The sequence below is a fragment of the Bacillus sp. X1(2014) genome (assembly GCF_007678255.1).
In genome coordinates, this window is the sequence record NZ_VEED01000014.1 from 95,056 (window position 1) to 110,503 (window position 15,448).

The following is a 15,448-nucleotide window of genomic DNA, read 5'->3' on the forward strand; positions in this document are numbered from 1 at the left end:
CATAAAAGGATGGGTTTCCCCATCCTTTTTAAATTTCCCATTGATCTAAGGAATCAACGGTGTAGGTTGGCATCCGGTCATAGCCGGAAAGCAATTCTTTCGTGGTTACCCCTGTATGTACTAGTAAGGTATCCATCCCGGCATTCATGCCTGCTAGAATATCCGTGTCATAATAGTCCCCGACCATTAATGTCTCTTCTTTCGGTGTTCCAAGTACCTTTAAAGCCTGTTCCATGATGATTGCTTCGGGTTTGCCAATAAAAATCGGTTTGGTTTGTGTAGAAACGGTAATAACGGAAGTTAGTGAACCATTCCCTGGAACCAAGCCTCTTTCTGTAGGGATCGCGATATCTCCATTAGTAGAAATGAACGTCGCTCCGTTGCGGACGGCCAAACAGGCAACGGTCAATTTTTCATAACTGATTTCCCGGTCGATTCCTACCACGACAAACTCAGCATCTTCTCCGGCAAATTGCAGTCCCTTTTCCTCTATTGCTGTCCGTATCCCCTCTTCCCCAATCACATAAATGCGCGCATCATTCTTTCGTTCATATATATAGTTAGCCGTCGCTTGGCTTGTTGTGAACACCTGCTTTTCTTCCGCTGGGATGTCAAACTGGGTCAACTTATCAGCAACTTGTGCTGGTGTCCTTGAGGAATTGTTTGTAACAAAAAGATAGGGTATCTGTTGATCCCGGAGTTTTTTTACAAAGTCTGACGCGGCTTCGATCCGCTCTGACCCCTTATACATGGTTCCATCTAAGTCAATTAAATAACCTTTGTAATTTTTCATATCTCTCACTCCAAAAAGTTTTTTTCCATATATAACAAAAAGACCGTGCATAACGGTCTTAATATATTATCAATTTCTAAACGCTGAAACTGGTCCTAACTCTGTGGTAAGATATTCACGAACGTTGGAGGCAAAATTCCCTAACTCATGTAAATGCTTGGTAAACATCTCTTGAAGTTCGTGATGATTAACATCTGTATAAGATTGGACAAGCATTTTTCGATATTGAATCAGGACTTTCAAACTATTTCCAGTTTCAGATGAAATAACTCTTTCATCCATTAAGATATCAATGATGTCTTCGTAACTGCCTGGGTCGCGCATAATAAACCCATCAATCATTGCATTTCCGACGTCCAAAACGGACTCAATCATCATATGGTTCACACGCTCTAATGCTGCCTTTTCAAGTGGGTTGGACCACTCTTTTTGACTTAAGAATAGTTGAATTTGCATTTCTAAAAATTTCAGTATCTCTTCAATTTTTTCTCGATCAACAAAATACATATGAGCACCTTCTCCATTTTTCTAAGATCGTATATCTTTGCAAGCGCAGACGGTCAGGCATAGAACTTTCCAGATTCCAAATTTATTGTAACATAATTTGACAGCCTTCGCGTTTTTCGATTGATAAAACTTTGAAAATTGTGTATAAATCTTTACTCCCCTTGATTGGTTTTATTTGTTACTATATAGAAGATGTCTAAAAATATCTATTTTTATTAAAGGAGACCATTAAATGAGTGAACGTTTTTTCTTATACGATGATACAGAAGATACAAAAACAAGATTTGTCAGCTTTGTCGGCGAAAATCAGCGCTTTGATTTAGCGATTGTTCAAAGTGACCGTCATTATGGAAAGCATCTTGTTCTTGATATGCAAGGAAGCCGTTTTGCAATTATTGGCTTAGATGATTTGCAAGAGGAAGGATATTTAGAATTCGCATTTCAATTAAATGAAGAAGATGCGGAGGAATTAAGATCCTTTTTAATGGAATTAGTGTAATGGTTCGACATGAATTATGCTCCCTTTGAAAATAATAATCCTAAAGGGGGCGTAAGTATGACAAAAAATGAAGAAGAAAAGTATACGGATTTATCCAATGTTGAAAAACAAAGGAACTTTCTTACAGCAGAAGAATTTCCAGAAGGTCCTTTTGGCTCTGCCATTCGTCAAGACGAACCAGTTGAGAACAAAAGCACACCATGGAAAGAAGGGCAACGGCCTTACAGTGCCTTTAATTATGAAAATAAAACCCTTCATCAAGATCTTCCTCGGCAAATGGACGGGGCCCATCCAACCCATGATGACCCCGAAGCAGACCAGCAGCCGCCATATAGTGAATCAACATAAAGAAGGGCCAGCAAGCTTGGCCCTTCTTTTATTTTTTCACTTTTTTCAAGACAAAATAGGCACAGCCAAAATTACAGTATTCATACAGATATTCACTTAGTGTGCTAATTTTTGTATCGAAAGTAGCTTTTTGGTTTTGGTCATCGAAAAACCCCTTTAATCGGAGTTGTCCATATCCCCAATCCCCCACTACATAATCATATCTTGTTAGAATATCACTAAATCTCGCTTTAAGGGCTTCTTCATTAAATCCGTTTCGGTGTTCTTGGACGATTTCATAAACGGCGTTGTTCATTATTATCAAGATATTTCACCTCTTTTGCCAGCTAATTCCTACTACCCATTATAACCGATTCCCCATCAATTACTAAGAAAAAAAATCACCTTATTGGCTATTCTAAGAAAAGGAGGTGTTTAAATTGAAAAAATTAGTCATCATCTTGGGATTATGTACGGTAACGGCTTTAACAGGCTGTACTAAGGATATGAGCAACCGAGATGTCTATGAAGAAAGCGGTAATACCATTAATGTCAACAATAAAAGGCATGACCTCTACAATGAAGGAGCAAGCCGTGGGATGCGTAATGTGAGTAACAATTACGGCTTCGTACGTCATCAAAAAAGTCCGCTAATGAACGATAATATGGCTAATGACCATTATTCTGCATTAGACCGTGAACAGGCGGCCAATATTATTAGTAAATTAAGTACAGATATTCCCAATGTACATGATGTATCCACACTTGTTACTGACCAAGAAGTGTTAATTGCTTATAGTACCGATTCAAAAGACCGCAATTTGACTGCTGATCAAGTGAAAAAATCAGCAATGTCCGTCGTTCCAAGGTATTACCATGTCTATGTTACTGACAATAAAGTGTTAAGAAGAGACGTAGAAAATTTGGCAAACGTTGATTCCACAAGCCGAAATGCCCGTAATTTGGTCAATGGGCTAATTACACAGATGAAAAAATCACCACAAGGGCAGCGGATAAATGCAAGTGAGGACGAAAATGGGCGAACTGCGGACGACAATATGGGCAGGGACAATCGATAAAAGAAGAGTTCAGTCAACTTGACTGAACTCTTTGTTTTAGGCTTCTTGAGCTTTTTCTTCCCCAAGCATTTGCTTGTGTTTCGCTGCTGCGTTCACTTGCTCGTCAGCATGATAGGAGGACCGAACTAGCGGACCTGCTTCACAATGACTAAAGCCTTTGCTTAATGCAATTTGCTGTAATTCTTTAAATTCATCTGGGCTATAATATTTTTCAACCTTAAGATGACTTTTTGTCGGCTGTAGATATTGACCAATAGTCATAATATCGACATGATTTGCTCTTAAATCATCCATCACTTCAAGTATTTCTTCCTTTGTTTCACCAAGTCCAACCATTAAGCTCGATTTTGTTGGAATATTCGGCTGCATTTCTTTAGCACGACGGAGGAATTCAAGGGAACGATCGTATTTCGCCCTAGCTCTTACTCTAGGGGTCATCCGTTTAACCGTCTCAATGTTGTGATTTAAGATATCAGGTTTTGCATCCATTAACAGACGTAAATTTTCTTCTTTCCCGCCCATATCAGATGGAAGCACTTCAATGCTTGTAAATGGATTTTTGCGGCGAATAGCGCGGACTGTTTCGGCAAAAACAGCTGCTCCGCCATCTCTAAGATCATCACGAGCTACTGCGGTGACCACGACGTGTTTTAAGTTCATCAATTGAACGGAGTCCGCCACTCTTTCAGGTTCTTGCCAATCCAACTCTGTTGGCAATCCAGTTTTAACTGCACAGAAACGGCATGCGCGTGTACATGTATCACCAAGGATCATGAAAGTAGCCGTACGTCTTTCTGCCCAGCATTCATGAATATTAGGGCAGCGTGCTTCTTCACAAACCGTATGAAGGTTTTTTTCACGCATCATTTTCTTCAAGCCCGTATAGGACTCATTTGTGTTAAGTTTTATTTTTAACCAATCCGGTTTTCGTAAAATATCTTCTTTCTTACTCATTAATTGCTACACCCCTTGAAGCTAGAAATGGATCCTCATTGTCACTTTAACATACTAAAAAAATATCGACAAGCATATCGGGTTAATTATTATGATGAACTGTTCCATCGGCAAAAAATATTGTTTACCATTTATTAACCATAATGAAATGGTTTATAAAACATAAACTAACCTTGTACATTAATTGGAAGGAGGATTCTTGTGCGGGTAGTTCTATTATTGGGAACTTTTCTTTTATTCTTTAGCACTTCATTGGCTGTTACGGACGTTAGTGCCGCTGCAAATGAACCGAATCCATACCAAGAACGAATGAAGCTGTATAAGAAGGTGGAAACCGTTACACAAATTCCTTGGTACTATTTAGCGGCCATTGATCAATACGAAAGAAGCATCCGCCAGGTCCGCAGAGACTTACCTAAACCAGATAGTGTGATCGGCATCTATTTTCGCCCGGAAGAGTGGTCTGGATTAACCAATCCAAATCCTATGGAAGAAAACCCAGCCACGATTCAATTTTTTGATGGAAAAGGAGTAGATGGGGATGGGGATGGGAAAGCAAGTGCTAAAAATGATGAGGATGTCCTCTATGCGTTTGCAAAATATCTCCTATCATACGGTGTCGATCATGATAATATAAAAATCGGCTTATGGAATTATTATCATCGTGATAAAACGGTTAGTATCATTGCTGGAAAAGCAAAAATATATCGGCATTTCGGTCGGATTGACTTAGATACTCAAGTATTTCCTGTCCCAATTCGCAGTAATCACAGTTACCGAAGCACGTGGGGGTCTGCCCGCGGCTGGGGCGGCCGCAGGATACACGAGGGTACTGATATCTTTGCTGGTTACGGCGTTCCTGTTCGAGCAACGAACTATGGGATTGTTGAAATGAAAGGCTGGAATAAGTTTGGCGGCTGGAGAATCGGTATTCGCGATATTAATAATACCTATCATTATTTCGCCCATTTAAGTGGTTTTGCTAAGGATTTAAAAATCGGTCAAGTGGTTGAGCCAGGAATGCTAATTGGCGGTGTAGGAAGTTCTGGTTATGGCCCTCCTGGAACCTCAGGAAAATTCCCTCCCCATTTACATTACGGGATGTACAAAGACAACGGTGTCACCGAATGGTCTTTTGATCCTTATCCGCATTTAGCAAAATGGAAGCGGATGGAACGGATGAATGCACGCAAAAAATAGGACTTTCCACTGTGGAACGTCCTATTTCTTCGTGTCTGATTTCTTCGTGTCTGTCTGTTTATCAGGAAGTTGAATCGATGGGGTTATCCCGCTGCCGCCATTATAGAATTGCGGAACATCTCCTTGGATGAGCGAACCATCAACAGGGATACTTTGTGTCAGTTTGGTGATTTTCGTAGCAAACGGTGTAATGATTTGGACAGATACTTCGATATGTATCGAAACATCAACCCAGGTATTATTAATCCCTACTTCTTTCGTTTCAATTTTTACATCTGGCTCCACTTCACCAATGGCATGAAACTTGACTGGAATTTTCGGTCCTATATTTCCTAATAATGAAATATTGGTTGCTTGACCGAGCGGGACGTACCACATAATCCCGTCTTCCTTATTCGAATTTTGCGTTTCTATTTCTACATCAGTTAACTGCTCCAGTGAGGAAAGATCGCCTTTTTTGGCTGCTTTCAAGTTCTTTTGAATTTGTGCAGTTGTTTCCGCTAAAACCCGGTTTATATAAACGGTATTAAGTTTGACGTTTGACGCCTTTCCATTTTCACTTGGCAGAATTACAATGACTTCATTGTCTTCCCCAGTATCAGTTGTCCGTTTTGTGATCGCCTTATTTATGACCAATGATGCAATATTTCGGGTTTCAGAGGTAGCAATTCTCATCAAGGTAGGTTCAATCCCCTTATTTACAAGCCATAATCCAGTCGCGGTAGAGAATAGAAAAAAGACAAACGTCAATAGCATGACATAACGGAAAGGCAGCGGTCCCTTTTTAGGCCGCCGTCTGCGAAACTTCGCCAAGAAAATCACCCCTTCAAGCTATATGTATGCTTTAAAAAGAGGAACTAGCCTAAAAAAGTGGCTAAAATATTGGGTAATGGTTATCAATAAAAAAGCTTGCTGTTTCTAGCAAGCTTTTTAGATCATTTTTAATAATGCGTCTCTGCCAATCATGCCAGGATGAATCCCTAATTCCTCTGCCTCAGCAGTAACAGACTCTAACGGGGCATTCAGAAGCTGTTCAATGGTCCTTACTCCGACGGCACGGCCGGCAATTATTTTGCGGTCCTTTAGCTTTTCATTTAACAAACCTACGTCTAAGGCACCGCACATGATATACCCTTTATCATTTGAGACCGATAGCAAGGTTGTTTTCGGAAGTAACACTGAAACACCGATAAACATATGTCCATTTATATTAATGGGTAAAAGATCAACCACAGATTCCCCACACTCCTTTCCTCCCTATCACATTATGATTAGAAAGGAAAAAGCGTGTTTAGGGGCTATGATTGCCTTTGTAATTTCCACTTTAAGATATCGCGAAGAAATTCCGGTAAGAAGTATTTCTTTTCCTTATGTGGCAGTATCTCTTTGAAAAAGTGACCAAATGTGAACATATCCGGAAGAGCCAAACTATATTTGCGTTCATAATCCAAATGCATTCCATTTACGAGGATGATTTCATCCTGGAAGCTAATTTGGTCGTAGACAAATACCCCTAATAGAGTCCCTCTAAATCCAAGACCTTTAATGTGTTTATGGACTAACTCTTCATTTTTTGATTCCCACAATACCTTTTCTAATTCAAGACCGGTCAGTTTCACTACACATGGATTTATCGGATGCGGGCAGATCTTTAGCAAATCGTATACTGTTACATCATCCTCTAAAGAACCTAAGAGGAGTCCCGCATTAATCATCGCACAATCGGTTTGACACCATTCCCTTAAAGCCCCGCTGAGCATTCGAGAAAATTCCGTTTCCTTAAACAGGTCGGTTTTAAGTGGTGTTTTTAAGGTAGTTACTTTTTGATTTAATAAGGCTTTTCCTTTTGAAAAATACGCGTCTATTAGTTCCTGCTCATTGTGAGCCATCGGTAGTTCTTTCGTGTCAAATAGAATGGCTTCTTTACTTGTAATCGATTTTTGTTCGTTTACACCTAGTGTGATGTGACCAACAAATTGTCCATACTTTCCAGCCGCGCCAAGGAGGGTATTACCTACGAATTTTCCTTTTTCAAGAAAGTGGTGTGTGTGTGAGCCTAAGATGACATTAATATCAGGAAATTCTGCTGCAATCGATTCATCCTCATTCAGGCCGAGATGGGAAAGTAAAATGATGATATCCGATTCGGCTTTTAATGGATCCAGCCATTTCTTTAGCTCATTGATCGGTTCAGTTACCTTCCAGCCTAATAATCCATAGAGATGGGCAAAGTGGGCGGTTAAACCGATGACACCCACCCTCGTTCCCTTTTTCGTCTGATATACCTTATATGGCTTTACCCAGGTAGGATATCCTTCGTTGGGCTGATAAAGATTTGCTACTAATACATCAAAGTGTGCATGTTCATAAAGCGTATTTAAGTCGTCATAGGGAAGGTTAACTCCTTCATTGTTGCCGATTGTTACCGCTGTATACTGGCTTTCATTTAAAAGGTCGATGTTTCCTTTTCCCTTGGTAGCCTCGGTGAAGGGATGCCAGCGGTCAATAAAATCGCCAATGTCAAAGAGAAACACATCCTCATTTTTTTGTTGATGGTTTTCATGTTTATCAGCCAGGAACTGCTTTATACGCGGCCAATTTTCTATGTGACTGTGGACATCATTTGTATGATAAATATGTATGGTTTCCATTCTGTACCTACCCAAAAATTCCTTGATAAATTAAACGAATCCCAACAACGATGAGAATCGTCCGTAACATTAAGACTATCGTTTTACTCTTAAGCTTTGTGTTTAAATAAACACCTATTTGAGCCCCGATCCATGCCCCTGGAACTAATGCCAGGGAGTACATCCAGTCAACATTTCCTAAGGTAATGTGCGTAATCGAGCTCAGTAATGAGGTTGGTAAAATCATAAACATCGATGTTGCCGTAGCTACATGAGGCGGAAAAAAGAAAATCAAAATCATCGTTGGAACCAATAAGGAGCCGCCACCTACCCCGAAAATCCCTGATATAAACCCCACAACAAAGGCAATCAGAACGGCGATAACTGGATTATATCCATATTCTGAGGTATTACCTCGATTATCGGTAAACGTGCGGACGATTCCCCTGTCCTTCTTATATGGCAATGGTTTTAATTTGTCCTTTAGTAATAAAATAATCGAAACAAAAATAATAAATAGACCGAAAAAGATATTGAAGGTCTTCATATGTAATCCTTCTGTTACCCACGCGCCCACGATACTTCCGGGACCGCTGCCAATCAGAAAAATCAAGCCGCTTTTATAATCAATGGTCTTGTGTTTCATATACGCTATGGTGGAAGAAAGTCCTGTAAAAATCATCGTAAAAAGGGAAGTTCCCACCGCGACCTGTGGTGTTATATGCCCAAAGGCTGACAGTGTTGATAAATAAAGTAATGAGGGAACAATTACAATCCCGCCGCCTAAACCAATGAGCGAACCTAATGAGCTTCCGAGTATACCGATAATTACGATTAAGATCCATTCCATGTTATTTCTTCTCCTAACTTTTTATAGTAAATCCAACTGGCGTGGAGCGAGCCCCTTGTATACGAGCTGCAAAAGATTGATCATCTCCTTTGCATTATCAGCTGCATCTCCGCCAGAATTGTTGTTAAAAAGGAGATAGATATCTTTCGAGTCTTTGGCTAATTCTTGAATGGAGTTTGCCCATTCTTCTAACTCTTGTTGGTTATAGCGGTATAGATACCGAACCTCGCGCCAATCCACTCCCACTCGTTTTTGCCAGCCATGAAGATTACGGCCATGAAAACGGACGAGGACCTTCTCAGGGGTGGTAGACTGCAATACCGTTGGGATGGACCCTTCTCCTGATTGTGGTTCATCGCAAATGCTATGTATCCATTTTCGTTCCGTCATAAACTCGATGGTTTTTTGACAATATTGGGGGGCAAACCAGGATTGGTGTCTGAATTCTAATGCAGATGGGATATCCCCCATTTCCTGCTTGCACCATCTTAGGTATTGGACATTTTCTCTCGTACACGTAAACCAGGGTGGAAATTGAAAGAGGGTCATGGCTAATTTATTGGTTTCTATGTATGGCTCGAGTGATTCTTTGAAATCTCTAAACATCGCTTGTTTATTTTCAAACGGAATTTCTCCGCGCATATGTCCGGTCATTCCTTGGTAGGCTTTGACGATAAACTGGAAGCCAGCCGGTGTTTCATTGACCCACTTTTCCGCATTTCTTTTCGGCTGAATCGCATAAAAGGCCGAATCTACTTCAACAATCGGAAAATGGCCTGCATAGGCTTTTAGCTTGTCCCGTGAGGATATCTGACCTGGATATAAGCTATCATGATCGCCCCAGCCCGTTACGCCGATATAGATCAAAAAACTCACCTCCAACTATTAATAATAGCATAACCATTTTTGGATGGTGGTAATTTTTGAAAAGGAGGTTGTCGCCAGTTTTTGGGGGTTATCTGCCAGTATTTTGAGCTTTCGCCAGTAATGCGGAGCTATCCGCCAGTAAAGTCTCGCTAACCGCCAGTTATGTGTCTATTGAGAGTAAATTTACCTTATCAGAGAGTAACCCAATCCCATCCGAAAGAAACCCCAATCACCAGCACAAAAAACCCGCCTGCCATCCTCGGCAAGCGGGTTTTTAATTAAAACTATTAACCAATTGAGCCTTCCATCTCGAACTTGATAAGACGGTTCATTTCAACGGCATATTCCATTGGTAATTCTTTTGTAAACGGCTCGATAAAGCCCATAACGATCATTTCAGTTGCTTCCTGTTCTGAAATACCACGGCTCATCAAGTAGAAGAGCTGCTCTTCAGAAACCTTAGAAACCTTCGCTTCATGCTCAAGTGAGATGTTATCGTTTAAGATCTCATTATAAGGAATCGTATCTGATGTCGACTTGTTATCCATGATTAATGTATCACATTCGATATTAGAACGGGCACCGTCAGCCTTACGACCGAAGTGAACGATACCGCGGTATGTTACTTTACCGCCATGCTTAGAAATGGATTTCGAAACAATTGTTGATGATGTATTAGGTGCTAAATGAATCATTTTTGCACCTGCATCTTGGTGTTGACCTTTACCAGCAATCGCAATAGAAAGTGTCATCCCACGTGCGCCTTCACCTTTTAAAATAACGGCTGGATACTTCATCGTTAATTTTGAACCGATGTTACCATCAATCCATTCCATTGTAGCGTTTGCTTCACAAACCGCACGCTTAGTAACAAGGTTAAAGACGTTGTTCGCCCAGTTCTGGATCGTGGTATAACGGCAGTATGCATCCTTTTTAATCACAATCTCAACGACGGCACTGTGCAGGGAGTTGGTTGTATAAACTGGTGCTGTACAACCCTCAACGTAATGCACATGCGCACCTTCATCAACAATGATTAACGTACGTTCAAATTGACCCATATTTTCTGAGTTAATGCGGAAATATGCCTGTAACGGCGTATCCACTTTCACACCCGGTGGTACATAGATGAACGAGCCGCCAGACCAAACAGCCGAGTTAAGGGCTGAGAACTTGTTATCTGTTGGCGGGATAACCTTTGCCCAGTGTTCGCGGAAAATATCTTCATTTTCCCTCAAAGCAGAATCCGTATCTTTAAAGACGATACCTAGATCTTCAAGTTCTTCCTTCATATTGTGATAAACTACTTCAGATTCATACTGAGCAGATACCCCAGCAAGGTACTTTTGCTCCGCTTCTGGAATTCCTAGTTTATCGAAAGTAGCCTTGATTTCTTCAGGTACTTCATCCCAAGACTTCTCAGATTTCTCAGATGGTTTTACATAATAAGTAATTTCATCAAAGTTTAATGCGTTTAGATCGCCGCCCCATTGTGGCATTGGCATTTTGTAAAAATGCTCAAGCGACTTCAAACGGAAGTCTAACATCCATTGTGGTTCATTCTTCAATTTAGAAATTTCTTCTACAATTTCAGATGTTAAACCACGCTTAGATCGGAATATGGAAACGTCTTTATCGGCAAAACCATATTTATAATCACCGATTTCCGGCATTTTTTTCGCCATCGTCGTGTTCCTCCATTTCTTAAACGAATAAGGCCTAAAAATGCCCTATTTCATCCTATTCTTTGTCCTCGTTTTTCAATCCCTTTTCCATTGCTTTCCAAGCTAATGTTGCACATTTGATGCGGGCTGGGAATTTGGCTACCCCTTGAAGTGCCTCGATATCACCTAAATCGATATCTTCGTCATACTCTTTGCCTTGCATCATGTCAGAAAAGATTGTTGAAAGTTTTAACGCTTCTTCAATCGTTTTCCCTTTAATCGCCTGGGTCATCATTGAAGCGGATGACATGGAAATCGAACAGCCTTCGCCTTCTTGCTTTGCGTCAACCACGATTCCATCAACCACCTTAAGGGTCAATTGAATCCGGTCCCCACATGTTGGGTTATTCATATTAATCGTCAGACTGCCATCCTCTAAAACGCCACGATTACGTGGATTTTTATAATGGTCCATTATCACCCGACGGTAAAGATTATCTAAATTAGAAGACATCGCTGAAATACTCCTTTGTTTTAACAAGTCCTTCAACAAGTTTATCTATATCATCTTCTGTATTATACAGGTAAAAACTGGCACGAGCTGTTGCAGAGGCTTTTAGCCATCTCATTAACGGCTGGGCACAATGATGTCCAGCACGAACCGCAATTCCTTCTGCATCTAGAACAGTTGCCACATCATGTGGATGAACATCACTGATATTAAAGGTAACCAGTCCTGCCCGCTTTGCTGGGTCAAGTGGACCATAAATAGTCATTCCCTCAACTGCTGCCATTTTTTCTAAAGCATAAGCAGCAAGTTGATGTTCATGCTCGGCAATCTGATCTAAGCCCACTTCATTTAAAAAGTCGATGGCTGCTCCAAGACCAATGGCCCCAGCAATAATTGGTGTTCCGCCTTCGAACTTCCACGGCAGTTCCTTCCAGGTTGATTCGTACAATTGCACGAAATCAATCATTTCGCCGCCAAACTCGATTGGTTCCATGTTCTCGAGCAGATGTTTTTTTCCATAAAGTACACCAATGCCGGTTGGGCCGCACATTTTATGTCCTGAAAAAGCAAGAAAATCACAATCTAAATCTTGAACATCAATCTTCATATGCGGCGCACTTTGTGCCCCGTCGACTACCATAATTGCCCCGTTTTCATGAGCAATCTGCGCAATATCTTTGACTGGATTGATAACGCCAAGGACGTTGGATACTTGCATAACAGAAACAACTTTCGTGTTTGGAGTAATGGTTGCACGAACGTCATCGAGTGAAATGGTTCCATCTTCTTGTAATGGAATGTATTTCAACTGAGCACCAGTTCGTCTCGCCACTTGCTGCCACGGAATGATATTACTGTGGTGCTCCATATACGTAATGACGATTTCATCGCCTGCTTTTAAATTCGCCGCCGCATAGCTTGCAGCTACGGTATTAAGAGCGGTTGTTGTTCCTCTTGTAAAAATCACTTCTTGAATAGACTTGGCATTGATAAACTTACGAACCTTTTCCCTTGCCCCTTCATAAGCATCAGTTGCTCTTGTACCTAGTGTATGCACACCACGGTGGACATTGGAATTGATTTCACGATAATATTTTTCAATCGCCTCGATTACTTGGATGGGTTTTTGAGATGTTGCTGAACTATCCAAGTATACTAATGGCTTCCCATTGACTTCTTGATCTAAGATTGGAAATTGTGCGCGAATATCCCTGATATTCATTAGCGTACTTTCCTTTCAATTACTTCAGTTAACTGTTTCTTTACTCCTTCAATTGGTAACTGGTTAACAACTGGGGCTAAGAATCCATGAATAACTAAGCGTTCTGCCTCTTCTTTACGAATTCCTCGGCTCATCAAGTAATAGAGTTGAACAGGATCGACACGACCTACAGATGCTGCGTGACCAGCTACGACATCATCTTCATCAATTAAAAGAATCGGGTTGGCGTCGCCACGTGCTTTTTCACTTAGCATCAGCACACGGGATGTTTGTTCTGCATCCGATTTAGATGCACCATGCTCAATTTTACCAATACCATTAAAAATTGATGTAGCACTATCCTTAACAACACCATGATTCATGATATTTCCTACGGTATGTTTTCCGAAGTGAACAACCTTTGTGGTAAAGTTCTGCGTTTGGTCGCCACGTCCGACAACCACCGTTTTTGTATCGCCAGACGAACCATCGCCAAGAAGGTTAGTGGTATTTTCTGAAATAGTATTCCCTTCATTCATTAAACCAAGGGCCCATTCAATTTTAGAATCTCTGCCAGCAACGCCGCGACGATTTACATACGTAGTAATACCTTTAGCCAAGGTATCAACAGCACCGTACCGTACACTCGCGTTAACATTTGCAATGACTTCAGTCAAAATATTAACTAATGCATTAGAAGTTTCCACAGTGGAAATGTAGTTTTCAACATATGTCACTGCACTATTATCCTCAGCAACAACAATTACATGGTTAAATAAATTCGCCTCGGCATCATCCTGCACAAACACTGCCTGAATAGGTTCAGAAACTTCTACATTTTTCGGAATGTATAAGAAAATTCCTCCGTTAACTAGGGTCGCATTTAGAGCTGTTAAGCGATGTTCATCGGCATTGATGGCCTGAGTTAGATAATACTTTTTCAGGACGTCACCATGTTCTTTTGCAGCGGTAAAAATATCTGTAAAAATAACACCTTGGCTTTTTAGTTCTTCAGATAAAGATAAAAAAGCTGGAGTTTGATTTCGTTGAATATATAAATTTTTATTTTCGGCTTCCATGTCAATTAATTCTTTTACTTTTTCTGGTAATTCAGCCAGAGAATTGATGGGAGCACTTGTTACCGTATGTTGAGTGAACTGGGTGAAGTTCCATTTATCAATCTTTGTTTTATCAGGTCTTGGCATTGGAAGTTGCTCAAAATCAGCTAATGCCTTAAGACGGAGCTCCTCAAACCAAGCAGGCTCGCTTGTTTCTTTTGAAAAAGAGCGAACATTTTCCTGATCAAATGATAATTTGATTTCTGTTGTCATTGTAATCCTCCTAACCCTCTCTTACGCTTCTTGCCCAACTGTTTCATCTTCAATTCCAAGTTCTTGTTTGATCCAGTCATATCCTTCAGCTTCTAAGCGTTGTGCTAGTTCAGGTCCGCCTGATTTTACAACACGGCCCTGCATCATTACATGCACATGGTCTGGAGTGATATAGTTTAAAAGTCGTTGATAGTGTGTAATCACTAAGCATCCGAAATCTTCGCCGCGCATTTCATTGATTCCTTTTGAGACTACCTTCAGAGCATCAATATCTAGCCCGGAGTCAATTTCATCTAAGATCGCGATTTTTGGTTCTAACATCATTAATTGCAAGATTTCGTTACGTTTTTTCTCACCGCCGGAGAAGCCTTCGTTTAAATACCGTTGTGCCATATCAAGGTCCATTTCAAGGAATTCCATTTGCTTATCCATTTTACGGATAAACTTCATTAATGAAATTTCATTTCCTTCACCTAGGCGGCTATTTAGTGCTGAACGTAAAAAATCGGCATTTGTTACGCCGTTAATTTCACTTGGATATTGCATTGCTAGGAATAGTCCAGCTCGCGCGCGCTCATCCACTTCCATTTCAAGGACATTTTGTCCATCTAGAGTAATAGATCCGCTTGTTACTTCGTATTTTGGATGACCCATAATGGCAGAAGATAAAGTGGATTTACCTGTTCCATTTGGTCCCATGATTGCGTGGATTTCTCCACCCTTTATTTCAAGGTTGACACCTTTTAAAATTTCTTTCCCATCAATTGCTACATGTAAATCTTTGATCGTTAACGTTGATCCAGCCATATCTATACCTCCAAAGAGAAAGTGTTGTATCATGTAATCGGGTCATTTGATAACCCTATTCTCATTTTATTCTCATTCCAATCTTATAACAAATGAAATGTATTAGCAACTCTAAAACAGTAAAAACATAGCATCTATTTTCATTAAGCTAGTACCAAATGAGAATGAAAAGTGACTTTTAATGAAAATTCTGATTAATTCTATTTAGGAAAAATTCACCCGAGTAAA

The 15,448-nt window shown here is 40.5% G+C and carries 18 protein-coding genes; 4 read left to right on the plus strand and 14 right to left on the minus strand.

Annotation, left to right across the window (positions count from 1 at the left end):
* Window positions 1-28: 28 nt before the first annotated feature.
* Window positions 29-793 carry a TIGR01457 family HAD-type hydrolase gene (locus FS608_RS21670; RefSeq protein ID WP_144554661.1) on the minus strand — a complete coding sequence of 255 codons (765 nt, stop codon included), beginning with the start codon at window positions 791-793 and terminating at the stop codon, window positions 29-31.
* 69 nt (window positions 794-862) lie between these two features.
* Window positions 863-1,300, minus strand: coding sequence for a DUF86 domain-containing protein (locus FS608_RS21675; protein WP_144554662.1), 438 nt, complete (start codon window positions 1,298-1,300; stop codon window positions 863-865).
* A gap of 232 nt (window positions 1,301-1,532) precedes the next feature.
* On the opposite strand from FS608_RS21675, the gene FS608_RS21680 reads away from it, so the two are divergent.
* Together FS608_RS21680 and FS608_RS21685 are read left to right on the plus strand one after the other, a co-directional pair.
* Window positions 1,533-1,799, plus strand: coding sequence for a DUF3055 domain-containing protein (locus FS608_RS21680; protein WP_144554663.1), 267 nt, complete (start codon window positions 1,533-1,535; stop codon window positions 1,797-1,799).
* 57 nt (window positions 1,800-1,856) lie between these two features.
* Complete coding sequence (locus FS608_RS21685) at window positions 1,857-2,147, plus strand: cytosolic protein (protein WP_144554664.1); 291 nt, start codon at window positions 1,857-1,859, stop codon at window positions 2,145-2,147.
* A gap of 28 nt (window positions 2,148-2,175) precedes the next feature.
* Here FS608_RS21685 and FS608_RS21690 read toward each other — a convergent pair whose 3' ends face one another.
* Window positions 2,176-2,442, minus strand: a complete 267-nt coding sequence (locus tag FS608_RS21690) for a YutD family protein (RefSeq protein ID WP_395947805.1) — start codon at window positions 2,440-2,442, stop codon at window positions 2,176-2,178.
* A gap of 124 nt (window positions 2,443-2,566) precedes the next feature.
* Between FS608_RS21690 and FS608_RS21695 the strand changes: the two genes are divergently transcribed.
* Window positions 2,567-3,205, plus strand: a complete 639-nt coding sequence (locus FS608_RS21695) for a YhcN/YlaJ family sporulation lipoprotein (RefSeq protein ID WP_144554666.1) — start codon at window positions 2,567-2,569, stop codon at window positions 3,203-3,205.
* 36 nt (window positions 3,206-3,241) lie between these two features.
* Here the strand turns inward: FS608_RS21695 and lipA are convergent, their stop codons facing one another.
* Window positions 3,242-4,159, minus strand: coding sequence for a lipoyl synthase (gene lipA, locus FS608_RS21700; protein WP_144554667.1), 918 nt, complete (start codon window positions 4,157-4,159; stop codon window positions 3,242-3,244).
* A 201-nt stretch (window positions 4,160-4,360) separates the two neighbouring features.
* Between lipA and FS608_RS21705 the strand changes: the two genes are divergently transcribed.
* Window positions 4,361-5,359 carry a M23 family metallopeptidase gene (locus tag FS608_RS21705; RefSeq protein WP_395947806.1) on the plus strand — a complete coding sequence of 333 codons (999 nt, stop codon included), beginning with the start codon at window positions 4,361-4,363 and terminating at the stop codon, window positions 5,357-5,359.
* Between the two features lie 21 nt (window positions 5,360-5,380).
* Here FS608_RS21705 and yunB read toward each other — a convergent pair whose 3' ends face one another.
* From yunB to sufC, 10 genes are all read right to left on the minus strand, one after another.
* Window positions 5,381-6,172, minus strand: coding sequence for a sporulation protein YunB (gene yunB / locus FS608_RS21710; protein ID WP_144554668.1), 792 nt, complete (start codon window positions 6,170-6,172; stop codon window positions 5,381-5,383).
* 117 nt (window positions 6,173-6,289) lie between these two features.
* Window positions 6,290-6,592 carry a YunC family protein gene (locus FS608_RS21715; protein WP_144554669.1) on the minus strand — a complete coding sequence of 101 codons (303 nt, stop codon included), beginning with the start codon at window positions 6,590-6,592 and terminating at the stop codon, window positions 6,290-6,292.
* A gap of 65 nt (window positions 6,593-6,657) precedes the next feature.
* Window positions 6,658-8,010, minus strand: coding sequence for a bifunctional metallophosphatase/5'-nucleotidase (locus FS608_RS21720; RefSeq protein ID WP_144554670.1), 1,353 nt, complete (start codon window positions 8,008-8,010; stop codon window positions 6,658-6,660).
* A 7-nt stretch (window positions 8,011-8,017) separates the two neighbouring features.
* Entirely contained in the window at window positions 8,018-8,839 is an 822-nt protein-coding gene (locus FS608_RS21725; RefSeq protein ID WP_144554671.1) for a sulfite exporter TauE/SafE family protein, read from the minus strand.
* A gap of 21 nt (window positions 8,840-8,860) precedes the next feature.
* Window positions 8,861-9,706, minus strand: coding sequence for a DUF72 domain-containing protein (locus FS608_RS21730; protein ID WP_144554672.1), 846 nt, complete (start codon window positions 9,704-9,706; stop codon window positions 8,861-8,863).
* 287 nt (window positions 9,707-9,993) lie between these two features.
* Window positions 9,994-11,391, minus strand: a complete 1,398-nt coding sequence (sufB, locus tag FS608_RS21735) for a Fe-S cluster assembly protein SufB (RefSeq protein ID WP_026567869.1) — start codon at window positions 11,389-11,391, stop codon at window positions 9,994-9,996.
* A gap of 55 nt (window positions 11,392-11,446) precedes the next feature.
* Window positions 11,447-11,884, minus strand: coding sequence for a Fe-S cluster assembly sulfur transfer protein SufU (sufU, locus tag FS608_RS21740; protein WP_144554673.1), 438 nt, complete (start codon window positions 11,882-11,884; stop codon window positions 11,447-11,449).
* Complete coding sequence (locus FS608_RS21745; RefSeq protein WP_144554674.1) at window positions 11,874-13,103, minus strand: cysteine desulfurase; 1,230 nt, start codon at window positions 13,101-13,103, stop codon at window positions 11,874-11,876. Before FS608_RS21745 ends, sufU begins: the two co-directional genes overlap by 11 nt.
* A complete protein-coding gene (gene sufD, locus FS608_RS21750; protein ID WP_144554675.1) occupies window positions 13,103-14,413 on the minus strand; it encodes a Fe-S cluster assembly protein SufD in 1,311 nt (436 codons plus the stop codon). Before sufD ends, FS608_RS21745 begins: the two co-directional genes overlap by 1 nt.
* Window positions 14,414-14,434: 21 nt before the next feature.
* Complete coding sequence (gene sufC, locus FS608_RS21755; protein WP_026567865.1) at window positions 14,435-15,220, minus strand: Fe-S cluster assembly ATPase SufC; 786 nt, start codon at window positions 15,218-15,220, stop codon at window positions 14,435-14,437.
* Between the last annotated feature and the right edge of the window lie 228 nt (window positions 15,221-15,448).

What these genes read in the sequence shown, in the direction of transcription:
- FS608_RS21680 (WP_144554663.1), top strand. Translation starts at nt 1,533, where the DNA reads ATGAGTGAACGTTTTTTCTTATACGATGATACAGAAGATACAAAAACA.
- FS608_RS21745 (WP_144554674.1), bottom strand. Translation starts at nt 13,103, where the DNA reads ATGAATATCAGGGATATTCGCGCACAATTTCCAATCTTAGATCAAGAA.
- sufB (WP_026567869.1), bottom strand. Translation starts at nt 11,391, where the DNA reads ATGGCGAAAAAAATGCCGGAAATCGGTGATTATAAATATGGTTTTGCC.
- FS608_RS21725 (WP_144554671.1), bottom strand. Translation starts at nt 8,839, where the DNA reads ATGGAATGGATCTTAATCGTAATTATCGGTATACTCGGAAGCTCATTA.
- sufC (WP_026567865.1), bottom strand. Translation starts at nt 15,220, where the DNA reads ATGGCTGGATCAACGTTAACGATCAAAGATTTACATGTAGCAATTGAT.
- FS608_RS21690 (WP_395947805.1), bottom strand. Translation starts at nt 2,442, where the DNA reads ATGAACAACGCCGTTTATGAAATCGTCCAAGAACACCGAAACGGATTT.
- FS608_RS21685 (WP_144554664.1), top strand. Translation starts at nt 1,857, where the DNA reads ATGACAAAAAATGAAGAAGAAAAGTATACGGATTTATCCAATGTTGAA.
- lipA (WP_144554667.1), bottom strand. Translation starts at nt 4,159, where the DNA reads ATGAGTAAGAAAGAAGATATTTTACGAAAACCGGATTGGTTAAAAATA.
- sufU (WP_144554673.1), bottom strand. Translation starts at nt 11,884, where the DNA reads ATGTCTTCTAATTTAGATAATCTTTACCGTCGGGTGATAATGGACCAT.
- sufD (WP_144554675.1), bottom strand. Translation starts at nt 14,413, where the DNA reads ATGACAACAGAAATCAAATTATCATTTGATCAGGAAAATGTTCGCTCT.
- FS608_RS21675 (WP_144554662.1), bottom strand. Translation starts at nt 1,300, where the DNA reads ATGTATTTTGTTGATCGAGAAAAAATTGAAGAGATACTGAAATTTTTA.
- FS608_RS21720 (WP_144554670.1), bottom strand. Translation starts at nt 8,010, where the DNA reads ATGGAAACCATACATATTTATCATACAAATGATGTCCACAGTCACATA.
- FS608_RS21670 (WP_144554661.1), bottom strand. Translation starts at nt 793, where the DNA reads ATGAAAAATTACAAAGGTTATTTAATTGACTTAGATGGAACCATGTAT.